This window comes from Streptomyces sp. NPDC006610 (assembly GCF_040611575.1).
Taxonomy (GTDB): Bacteria; Actinomycetota; Actinomycetes; order Streptomycetales; family Streptomycetaceae; genus Streptomyces.
Genome location: NZ_JBEXOP010000044.1, coordinates 55,743 through 65,742 on the forward strand (window position 1 = coordinate 55,743; position 10,000 = coordinate 65,742).

Annotated in this window: 8 protein-coding genes; 2 read left to right on the forward strand and 6 right to left on the reverse strand. The window is 73.3% G+C overall.

Going from position 1 to position 10,000, the window contains the following annotated elements; translation table 11 throughout:
• The first annotated feature begins 71 nt into the window (after positions 1-71).
• Both ABZY13_RS28265 and ABZY13_RS28270 read left to right on the forward strand, forming a co-directional pair.
• Positions 72-1,517 (forward strand): hypothetical protein, encoded by a 1,446-nt coding sequence (locus ABZY13_RS28265; RefSeq protein ID WP_356635617.1) that lies wholly within the window; start codon positions 72-74, stop codon positions 1,515-1,517.
• A gap of 175 nt (positions 1,518-1,692) precedes the next feature.
• On the forward strand, positions 1,693-3,147 hold the full coding sequence (locus tag ABZY13_RS28270) for an alkaline phosphatase PhoX (RefSeq protein ID WP_356635619.1): 1,455 nt from the start codon (positions 1,693-1,695) through the stop codon (positions 3,145-3,147).
• Positions 3,148-3,212: 65 nt separating this feature from the next.
• On the opposite strand, the gene ABZY13_RS28275 is transcribed toward ABZY13_RS28270, so the two are convergent.
• The 6 genes from ABZY13_RS28275 to ABZY13_RS28300 all read right to left on the reverse strand — a co-directional run bounded on the left by ABZY13_RS28275 (position 3,213) and on the right by ABZY13_RS28300 (position 9,660).
• On the reverse strand, positions 3,213-4,430 hold the full coding sequence (locus tag ABZY13_RS28275) for a TerD family protein (protein ID WP_356635641.1): 1,218 nt from the start codon (positions 4,428-4,430) through the stop codon (positions 3,213-3,215).
• Positions 4,431-4,587: 157 nt separating this feature from the next.
• Complete coding sequence (locus ABZY13_RS28280) at positions 4,588-5,577, reverse strand: zinc-dependent alcohol dehydrogenase family protein (RefSeq protein WP_356635621.1); 990 nt, start codon at positions 5,575-5,577, stop codon at positions 4,588-4,590.
• The gene (locus ABZY13_RS28285; RefSeq protein WP_356635623.1) at positions 5,574-6,419 is read right to left on the reverse strand and encodes a carbohydrate ABC transporter permease; all 846 of its coding nucleotides are present in this window, start codon (positions 6,417-6,419) and stop codon (positions 5,574-5,576) included. Before ABZY13_RS28285 ends, ABZY13_RS28280 begins: the two co-directional genes overlap by 4 nt.
• Positions 6,416-7,363: a sugar ABC transporter permease gene (locus tag ABZY13_RS28290; RefSeq protein WP_356635625.1), complete on the reverse strand. Its 948-nt coding sequence runs from the start codon at positions 7,361-7,363 to the stop codon at positions 6,416-6,418. Before ABZY13_RS28290 ends, ABZY13_RS28285 begins: the two co-directional genes overlap by 4 nt.
• Positions 7,360-8,730: a sugar ABC transporter substrate-binding protein gene (locus tag ABZY13_RS28295; protein WP_356635627.1), complete on the reverse strand. Its 1,371-nt coding sequence runs from the start codon at positions 8,728-8,730 to the stop codon at positions 7,360-7,362. Before ABZY13_RS28295 ends, ABZY13_RS28290 begins: the two co-directional genes overlap by 4 nt.
• Positions 8,731-8,859: 129 nt before the next feature.
• The gene (locus ABZY13_RS28300) at positions 8,860-9,660 is read right to left on the reverse strand and encodes a DeoR/GlpR family DNA-binding transcription regulator (RefSeq protein ID WP_356635629.1); all 801 of its coding nucleotides are present in this window, start codon (positions 9,658-9,660) and stop codon (positions 8,860-8,862) included.
• Positions 9,661-10,000 lie beyond the last annotated feature (340 nt).

Here is a 10,000-nt window from a genome sequence, read left to right on the forward strand (position 1 = left end):
GTGGAAATCCGTCTAGGCTGAGCCGCCGAGCCCTTCGTACGGCCTTCCAGGCGTCCTAGGAGAACCCGCCGATGTCAGACAGCCCCTCCCTGCCGCCCGTGCGGCTGACCTCCGCAGCGGAGCTGGCGCGCGACGCGCTGTCCACGCCCCTGCTGTCCCGGGCCGTCCGGCTCGCCCGCTGGGCCGGCCCGGACACCCGCGTGGACGCCGGGGGCGCGCTGGCCGACGAGCAGCTGCCGGCCGCGGCCGGCGCGCTCGGGCTGGCCGGGGACGACGCCGCCGCGCTCGCGAGCGAGGCCTGGCGGGTGGCGGTGGACGCCGGACTGGTCGACCTCGCCGACGCGGACGCCGGCACCGTCGCGGCCGGCGAGGACCTCGCCCTGGTCACCGGTGGCTCACCGCACGACGTGCTCGGCGTCTGGCTCGCCGCCCTGGAGGCGGTCCTCGCCGACGCGAGCGTGCCCGACCTGGACGGCCTGGCCGACGCGCTGGACGACGGCGGCCGGATCGACCCGGCCGCCCTGGACTGGAACCCGCAGGCCGAGGCGGAGTTCCTCGACGGAGTGCTCGGCAGCCTCTACGCCCTGACCGCGGGCGAGGACGGTCCCGCCGGCACCGCCCCCGTGCCGCTGCCCGCGCTCGCCGCCTCCGTGCTCGTGCCCGGCGACATGGCCGAGCCCACCGACGCCGTGCTCCGTGAGGTGTCGGAGGCGATGGTCCGGCTGGACGAGCAGTTCCGGACGCTGGAACCGATCGGCCTGGTCGAGTACCGGCCGGTGGACGAGGCCCTGCTGGCCGAGGCCGCGGCCGACGACGACCCGGTGGAGCCCGCCGCGCCGCTGGACGACGCCGACGTCGCCCGCTACGGCATGGTCCGGCTCACGCCGCTCGGCCTGTACGGGCTGCGGGCGCGGCTGCTGGAGGCCGGGTTCACGGCGCCCGTGGTCGGCGATCTCGCGGACAAGGGCGCGGACGCGCTGCTCGACGGCACGGCCGGATACCCGCCGGGCGCCGCCCAGGCCGAGACCGAGCAGTGGCTGGCCCGCCGGGAGGGCCTCGCCGCGGCGCGTGAACTGCTCGCCGCCGCCCGCGGCCAGGACGCCGGGGCCCCGCTGCGCCGGCTGCGCTGCCAGCAGGCCCTGTCCCTGGTCGGCCCCGACGCCGAACCGGCGCTGCGCGAGGTGCTCGACGACCCCGAACTCGGCGGACTGGCCCGCGTCTGGCTCACCGAGCACGGTTTCCCGGACGTTCCCGCACCCTCCGAGGAACTGGTCTTCTGGCTGACCGTCGACACCCTCGCCGCACAGCTCGCCGCCGAGGGCGACTCCGAGGAACTGCACGCCCTGGTCGAGGGCCTCGCGCAGCAGCACGGCGGCTTCTTCACGGCCGCCTGGCGGGTCGACCACCCGGCGACGGCCGACGTCCTGGAGGCGATGGGCCGCATACACCCGGACAAGAAGGTCGCCAAGCAGGCCAGGACCGCGGCCTTCAAGGCCCGCTCCCAGCACGGCGGCTGAGCGGCCCCGGACGAGGCGGCGCCGGGACGACGCCCCGGAGCGGTCCCGGACGCGGTCGCCCAACCGGACGGGATGCCGTCGCCCGGCGTTCAACCCCTGTTCAGCGGTGGGCGGAACGGTGTGGCCGAACCAGGTCGCCATCCTCCACGGCCCGCTCACCGTCACAGGAGACAGCATGTCGCTCAGCCGCAGGGACTTCGCCCGGACGACCGCGATCACCGGGGCCGGTGTCGCTCTGACCGGCAGCGTGGGCGCCCTCGCCTCCGCCCCCGGCGCCCTCGCCTCCACCGAGACGGAGACGGCCGGCGCGGCGCCCGGGCGCGACGCCGCCTTCCACGGCGGCGTCGGCTACGGCCCGCTGCTGCCCGACCCCGACGGCATCCTCGCGCTGCCCGCCGGCTTCTCGTACCGGATCCTCACCCACACCGGCAGGACCCGCCTGGAGTCGGGGGAGTTCACCCCGGCCGAGCACGACGGCACGGCGGCCTTCGCCGGTCCGCGCGGCACCACCCTGCTCGTCAACAACCACGAGATGGACGGGCCCCGCGACGAGCAGGAACACCCCGTGCCGCTCGCCGAGGGCCTGGTCTACGACCCGGCCGCGCCCGGCGGCTGCACCGTCGTGGAGATCCGCCGCGACGGCCGTGTCGCCGAGTGGGTCGGCATCTCCGGCACCGCCAACAACTGCGCGGGCGGCACCACCCCGTGGGGCACCTGGCTCACCTGCGAGGAGAACGCCGACCGGGCCGGTGAGAACGGCATGACCAAGGACCACGGCTACGTCTTCGAGGTCGACCCCGTCGACCGGCGCGCCAACCGCCACCCCAAGCCGCTGAAGTTCTTCGGCCGTTACGAGCACGAGGCCGTCGTCATCGACCCCAGGCGCGGTCACGCCTACCTCACCGAGGACGCCGACGAGCCCAACGGCCTGTTCTACCGCTGGACCCCGCCCAAGGGCTTCGCGTACGGCCCCGGCCGGCTGCGCACCCTCGCCGACGACGCCGGCGTCCTCCAGGCGCCCCGCTGCTTCGACTCCGGCGGCCGGTTCGTGGACGACCTCTCCCGCGCCGCCAAGGTCGGAACCGTCTACGGCGTCGACTGGATCGACGTGCCCGACCGGGACGCCCGCGAGGTCGCCGTGCGCGAGCAGTTCGGGCCCGGGGAGGTCACCCGCGCCCGCAAGCTGGAGGGCATGTGGTGGGGCGACGGCGGCGCATACATCGTCTCCTCGTACGCCCGCGAGGAGAGCCCCGGCCGGCACGACGGGCAGGTCTGGTTCTACGACCCCAAGCGCCGCACCCTCACCCTGAAGGTGCTGCTCGGCGTCAACCCCGACCCGTCGAAGGACGGCGCCCTCGACGGCCCCGACAACATCACCGTCTCCCCGTACGGCGGCCTGATCATCGCCGAGGACGGCGACGGCGTGCAGCACCTGTTCGGCGCGACGGACAGCGGGCGGACGTACCCCATCGCCCGCAACGAGCTGAACATCGGCACCGAGGAGGAGCCGGAGTACAGCGAGTTCACCGGGGTCACCTTCTCGCCGGACGGGAAGACGCTGTTCGCCAACATCCAGGAGCCGGGGATCATGCTGGCGATCACGGGGCCGTGGAAGCGGCAGAAGCGGTGACCTGATCCGGCCGGCAGAAGCCGGGCGCCCTTCCCGGGGAAGGGCGCCCGCGGGCTGCGGCGCCTCTACAGGGCCTGGGCGGCCGGCTTGACCATGTTGCGGACCGTGCGGGCCTTGACGAAGTCGCCCATCGCGGTCATCTCCCACTCGCCGGTGAACTGGCGGATCAGCTTCGCCATCATCACACCGGTCTGCGGCTCGGCGCCGGTGAGGTCGAAGCGGACCAGTTCCTCGCCGGTCAGGCCGTCCAGGAGGCGGCAGTAGGCCTTGGCGACCTCGGTGAACTTCTGGCCGGAGAAGGAGTTCACCGTGAAGACCAGCCCGGTGACCTCCTGCGGGAGCCGACCGAGGTCGACCGTGATCACCTCGTCGTCGCCGCCGCCCTCGCCGGTGAGGTTGTCGCCGGAGTGCCGGATCGCGCCGCCCACGATCGTCAGCTTGCCGAAGTAGCAGCTGTCGATGTGGTTGCGCTGCGGGCCGTACGCGATGACCGAGGCGTCCAGGTCGATGTCCTTGCCGCGGTAGGCGGGCTCCCAGCCGAGTCCCATCTTCACCTGGGACAGCAGCGGGCGGCCGCCCTTCATCAGGGAGACGGTCTGGTTCTTCTGGAGGCTGACCCGGCCCTTGTCGAGGTTGATCTTCCCGGCGCCGGGCGCGGGGGCGGGCGGCGCGGCCGGGGGCGCGGGCGGCGCCGGCGGCGCCGGCGGAGCCGCCAGGCGCGGGTCCGCCGCCGGCGGGGCGGCCGACGGCTGCACGGGGGCGGCCGGCGCGGGCTGGGCCGGGGCCGCGGGCTCCTCGACCGTGACGCCGAAGTCGGTGGCGATGCCGGCCAGGCCGTTGGCGTATCCCTGGCCGACGGCGCGGGCCTTCCAGACGCCGTTGCGGAGATAGATCTCCACGACCACCAGCGCCGTCTCGGCCCCGAGCTGCGGGGGCGTGAACGTGGCCAGCACGCTGTCGTCGTCCGCGTTGCGGATCGTGGCGGTCGGCTCGATGCCCTGGAAGGTCTGGCCGGCCGCGTCCGGACTGGCCGTGACGACGATCTTCTCGATCCCCGGGGGCACCGCCGCGGTGTCCACGGTGATGGCGTCGGGAGCGGCGCCGCCGCCGGAGCGGTAGGTCACGCCGGGGCCGCTGGGCTGGTTGTAGAAGATGAAGTCGTCGTCGGAGCGCACCTTGCCGTCGGCGGTGAGCAGCAGGCCCGAAACGTCGAGCCGCACCGGTGCGGCGACGTCCACCGTCACGCGCGCGGCGGGCAGAGGGATGTTCGAGCCGGGGGTCATAGCTGTCATGCCGGGTCAACGAGCGAGGCCGTTTTACCGTTCCCTTACCGTCCCCATTCGGCGGGGCGGCCGAGGACGCGCGCGGCGGCGGGGAGGGCGCCGTGCAACGTCCCCGGCCCGGCGGCGGCGCCGGACGGGGCCCTCGGCCCGGCGACGGCTACGGCACCACCACGATCTTGCGGCCCACGCCCGACGCGAACTGGGCCAGGGCCTCCGGGTAGCGGTCCAGGGGGACGCGGTCGCTGATGAAGAGGTCCGGGTCCAGGACCCCGGTGGCGAAGAGTTCCGCCGCGCGTTCGAAGCTGTGCAGGACCGCCATCGACCCGGTGATGGTGATCTCCTGGTTGTAGACGCGGTACGGGTCGATGGTCACCCGGGTCGCGTAGTCGGCGACGCCGAACTGGAGGAACGTGCCCGCCTTGGCCACCCGGTCCAGGCCGTCCTGGATCGCCGCCGCGTTGCCCGTCGCGTCGATCACCAGGTCCCAGCCCTGGGGGCGGTCCAGTTCGTCCGGGTCCGTCGCGCAGGCGCTCACCCCGAGCCGGCGGGCGGTCTCCAGGCGGGCCGGGTTGACGTCGACCACGTCCACGCTCGCCGCGCCCGTCCGCTTGGCCAGCTCCAGCATCATCAGGCCCATCGTCCCGGAGCCGTAGATCAGGACGTGGGCGCCGAGGCGGGAGCGCAGGACGTCGTAGCCGCGCACCGCGCAGGACAGGGGTTCGATCAGGGCGGCGTCCTGGGTGCGGACGTGGTCGGGCAGCTTCACGCAGTTCGCCACGGGCGCGAGGGCGTAGCGGGCCGCGCCGCCGGGTGTGGTCACGCCGATCGCCGCCCAGCGTTCGCAGAGGTTGTTGTGGCCGGTGCGGCAGTAACGGCACTCGTGGCAGTAGAGGGAGGGGTCGACCGCGACCCGGTCGCCGGGAGAGACCTCGGTGACCCGTGTGCCGACCGCGACCACCTCGCCCGCGAACTCGTGGCCCGGCACGATCGGCAGCTTCGGGGCGAACTCGCCCTGGAGGATGTGCAGGTCCGTGCCGCACAGTCCGCACGCCGCGACCTCCACGACGACGTCGCGGGGGCCCGGCGCCGGGTCCGGAACCTCGGCGACGACGGCCCGGCCGGCGGACTCGATGACGGCGGCCTTCATTTCACTGCTCCCAACGACAGGCCCTGGACCAGCTTGTCCTGGGCGGCGAACCCCGCGGCGAGCACCGGCAGGGAGACGACGAGCGACGCGGCGCACACCTTCGCCAGGAACAGGCCCTGGCTGGTGATGAAGCCGGTCAGGAAGACGGGGGCGGTCCCGGCGACCACGCCGGTCAGCACCCGGGCGAACAGCAGCTCGTTCCAGCTGAAGATGAAGCAGATCAGGGCGGTGGCGGCGATGCCCGGAAGGGAGATGGGGGCGACCACACGGGTCAGGATCACCGGCAGCCGGGCGCCGTCGACGCGGGCGGCCTCGATCACCGCCACCGGGATCTCGGCGAGGAAGGACTGCATCATCCACACCGCGATCGGCAGGTTCATGGAGGTGTAGAGGACGACGAGGAGCCAGATGTTGTCGAGCAGTCCGGCGTTCTTCGCGAAGAGGTAGATCGGCAGCAGGCCCGCCACGGCCGGCAGCATCTTGGTGGAGAGGAAGAAGAACAGGACGTCCGTCCACTTGCGCACCGGCCGGATCGACAGGGCGTACGCGGCGGGCAGCGCCAGCAGCAGGACGCAGACGGTGGAGACGACCGACGCCACCGCCGAGTTGATCAGGGCGGGCCAGGGGCTCGCGCCGCCGCCCGCGCCGAAGAACTCGCGGTAGCCGTCCAGGGTGAGGGCGGCGGTGAACGACGGCGGGTTGGTCGCGGCGTCCTCCTCCGAGTGGAAGGACGTCAGCGCCATCCAGGCGATCGGCAGGAAGAACACGATGCCGGCCAGCCAGGCGGCCAGGCCCAGACCGACGCCCTTGCGGCGTGCGGTCGTCGCGGCGACGGCGCTCATGCGCGGGACACCTCCTCGCGGAACAGGGACGACACCACGCGCAGCGCGAAGGTGGCGATGACGAGGGAGCCGACGACCACCAGGACGCCGGCGGCCGAGGCGAGGCCGTTCTCGTGGGCCTGGTAGAAGCTCTGGTAGACGGTGTAGGGGAGGTTGGCGGTGCCGAGGCCGCCGGAGGTGAGGGTGAAGACGGCGTCGAAGTTCTGCACGATGTGGATCGAGCCGAGCAGGGCGCCGAGTTCGAGGTAGCGGCGCAGATGCGGCAGCGTGAGGTGGCGGAAGACCTGCCAGTCGCTCGCCCCGTCGACGCGGGCGGCCTCCGCCTGCTCGGGATCGCGGCTCTGGAGGCCCGCCAGCAGGATGAGCATCATGAACGGCGTCCACTGCCAGACCAGCGAGGCCTGCACGGCGAGCAGCGGGGTGTTCGAGATCCAGTCGGGCTGCGGGCCGCCGACGTACTGCAACAGGCCGTTGAACAGGCCGTACTCGGGGTTGTAGAGGACGTGCTTCCACAGCAGCGCCGCTGCCACCGGGACCACCAGGAACGGCGCGATGAGCAGGGTGCGCACCACGCCCCGCCCGCGGAAGCGGCGGTCCAGCAGCAGCGCGAGCAGCAGGCCCAGGACCAGGCTCGTGAGCACCACGCCCGCCGTGAGCAGGGCCGTCGTCCACACCGAGCGGCGCAGGTCCGGATCGGTCAGCACCTCCCGGTAGTTGTCGAGGCCGGTGAAGTGACGGGCGTCCGGATACAGGGCGTTCCAGTCGAAGAAGGAGATCACCAGCGTCGCCACGAACGGCAGCTGGGTCACCACGATCATGAAGACCAGGGCGGGCAGCAGCGGCGCCCGCGTGGACCAGGCGCGCAGCCGCGGGGAGGGCCGGCGGACGGGGGCGGGGAGCGGGGGAGCGGCCACGGGGGCCGGCGTCGGCGTCGTCGCGGTCATCGTCCCTCGTACTCCTCGGAGATCTTCTCGGCGAGCTGCTGGGACCTGCGCAGGGCCGCCTCGACGGACTGGCGTCCCGCGATGGCCGCGCTGATCTCCTGGGAGACCCTGGTGCCCAGATCGGTGAACTCGGGGATGCCGACGAACTGGATGCCGGGCGCCGGGCGCGGCTGCACCCCCGGGTCGGTGGGCCGGGCGGCCTCGATGGCCCGCTTGGTCATCTCCTGGAAGGCGGCGGCCTCCCGGCGGTACGCCGGGTGCGCGTACGTCGAGGCGCGCTTGCCGGCCGGGACGCTGGACCAGCCGATCTCCTCGCCGACCAACTCCTCGTACTCCTTGCCGGACGCCCAGGAGACGAACTTCCACGCCTTGTCCGGGTTGCGGGAGGCCTTCTGGATGCCCCAGGCCCAGGTGTAGAGCCAGCCCGAGGACTCCGTCCGCTCGACGGGCGCGGGGGCGTAGCCGATCCTTCCTTTGACCGGGGAGCCGGCGGACTCCAGGGCGCCGGCCGCCGAGGTGGCGTCGTACCACATGGCGACCTTGCCCTGGGTCATGTTGTTGAGGCACTCCGCGAACCCGGCCTGGGGCGCCCCGGACTCGCCGTGCTCGCGCACCAGGTCGACATAGAACTTCGTCGCCTTCTCGAACTCGGGGGAGTCCAGGCGGGCCGTCCAGTCGCGGTCGAACCAGGTGCCGCCGAAGGTGTTCACGACGGTCGTCAGCGGCGCCATCACCTCGCCCCAGCCGGGCAGTCCGCGCAGGCAGATGCCCTTCATGCCGGGCTTCGCCCCGTCGGCGCGGGCGGCCAGCTCGGCGACCTGGGTCCAGGTGGGGCGCTCGGGCATCGTCAGGCCCGCCTCGGCGAAGACGTCCTTGCGGTACATCAGGAAGGACGACTCGCCGTAGAAGGGCTGTCCGTAGAGCTTGCCGTCGTCGCCGGTGAGCGACTCGCGCATCGGCCTCAGCACGTCCCCCTCGTCGTACGCCGGGTCGGCGGCGACGTAGGAGTCCATCGCGTGCAGCCAGCCGTTGCGGGCGTAGATCGGGATCTCGTAGTTGGAGAGGGTGGCGACGTCGTACTGGCCCGCCTGGTTGGCGAAGTCCTGGCTGATCTTGTCGCGGACGTCGTTCTCGGGCAGCACGGTGAAGTGGACCTCGATGCCGGTCTTCCGGGTGAAGTGCTCGGCGGTGAGCTTGCGCAGGTCGGTCATCTGGGGGTTGTTGACCATCAGGACGTTGAGGGAATCGCCGCCGGATCCGGCTCCGCCCGCTCCGGTCCAGCAGCCGGAGAGCAGCGGGGCGAGCAGCGTCCCTGCGGCGGCCGCGGCGAGCGCGGCTCGCGGCCTCCGTCGGCTCGGGGTGCGCATGGATCGCTCCTGGGTGCGTGAGGGGTTGGGGGAGTGGGGGACGGGGGTGGGGGAGGCGTGAAGGGGCTTATCGGTGCATAAGGGGCATCGGCGGGTGTGGGGGTGCCCTGCGGGCGTGAGGGCGGTGGGTCAGACGCGGATCACCTGGGGGCCGAGCAGGGAGTAGCGGTGGGCCTCGGCGGCCGGGAGCAGCGTGCTGGTGACGATGGCCTGCAGCGCGCCGATCTCGGCGAAGCGGCAGAAGCCGGCCGCCCCGAACTTGGTGTGGACGCCGGTGAACACGGTCCGCCTGGCCGACCGGATCGCCTGCGCCTTGACCTCGCCGACGGCCGGGTCCGGGGTGGTCAGCCCGTGTTCGCGGGAGATGCCGTTGGCGCCGATGTAGGCGAGGTCGAGGACGAACCCGGCCAGCATCCTCGTCGTCCAGTGGTCGACGGTGGCCAGCGTTCCGGCGCGGACCCGGCCGCCGAGCAGCAGCACGGAGACGTTCCCGGCCCCGGCGAGCGCGCCCGCGACCGGCAGGGAGGCGGTCACCACGGTCAGCGGGCGGTCACGGGGCAGGCCCTCGGCGACGAGCTGGGGGGTGAAGCCCTCGTCGACGAAGACCGTCTCGGCGTCGCCGAGCAGTTCGGCCGCGGCGGCCGCGATCCGGCGCTTCTCGGGGACGTGACTGGTGACGCGGTAGGCGAGCGTCGTCTCGAAGCCGGCGCTCTCCACCGGATAGGCGCCGCCGTGGGTGCGGCGCAGCAGGCCGTGGTCCTCCAGGACGCGCAGATCGCGCCGGACGGTCTCCTTGGCGACGCCGAGATCGGCGGCGAGGGCGGTGACGGCGACCGAGCCCTTGGCGCGCGCGGCCCGGACGATCGCGCGCCTGCGCTCCTCCGCGGTCGCCGCCGTTTCCGCCGCGTCCGCCGCCTCCGCCGTCGTCATTGCCGTTCCCCGCTTTCCCGCCGCGTCTTCTGGCCGGCCGACCCGGGCCGAACGGGCCCGGAACCGCCCGTTCGGGCCCGGTGGGGCCTTGGCGGAATTTCTACAGCGGGGGCGGGGCGCTGAACAGGTCTGTTCCGGAACCGATGGCGCCCGTTCGTGCCCGTTCGGTCCGGCGGGGTCCCGTCTCGGACCTGCGCGGGCGGGCACGGGGGCGGGAAAGCGGGCGTCGTGGGTGCCCGAATGCGGCGGCGGGCGGCTCGCCGAGGGGCGGCACTGGCTGGAGCGCGGCCTGGAACTCGGCTCGGACAACGAGAAGTCGCGGCTGAAGGCGCTGTGGGTG

Coding starts and splice junctions, on each gene's coding strand:
- ABZY13_RS28265 (WP_356635617.1), top strand. CDS start 72: ATGTCAGACAGCCCCTCCCTGCCGCCCGTGCGGCTGACCTCCGCAGCG.
- ABZY13_RS28270 (WP_356635619.1), top strand. CDS start 1,693: ATGTCGCTCAGCCGCAGGGACTTCGCCCGGACGACCGCGATCACCGGG.
- ABZY13_RS28275 (WP_356635641.1), bottom strand. CDS start 4,430: ATGACCCCCGGCTCGAACATCCCTCTGCCCGCCGCGCGCGTGACGGTG.
- ABZY13_RS28280 (WP_356635621.1), bottom strand. CDS start 5,577: ATGAAGGCCGCCGTCATCGAGTCCGCCGGCCGGGCCGTCGTCGCCGAG.
- ABZY13_RS28285 (WP_356635623.1), bottom strand. CDS start 6,419: ATGAGCGCCGTCGCCGCGACGACCGCACGCCGCAAGGGCGTCGGTCTG.
- ABZY13_RS28290 (WP_356635625.1), bottom strand. CDS start 7,363: ATGACCGCGACGACGCCGACGCCGGCCCCCGTGGCCGCTCCCCCGCTC.
- ABZY13_RS28295 (WP_356635627.1), bottom strand. CDS start 8,730: ATGCGCACCCCGAGCCGACGGAGGCCGCGAGCCGCGCTCGCCGCGGCC.
- ABZY13_RS28300 (WP_356635629.1), bottom strand. CDS start 9,660: ATGACGACGGCGGAGGCGGCGGACGCGGCGGAAACGGCGGCGACCGCG.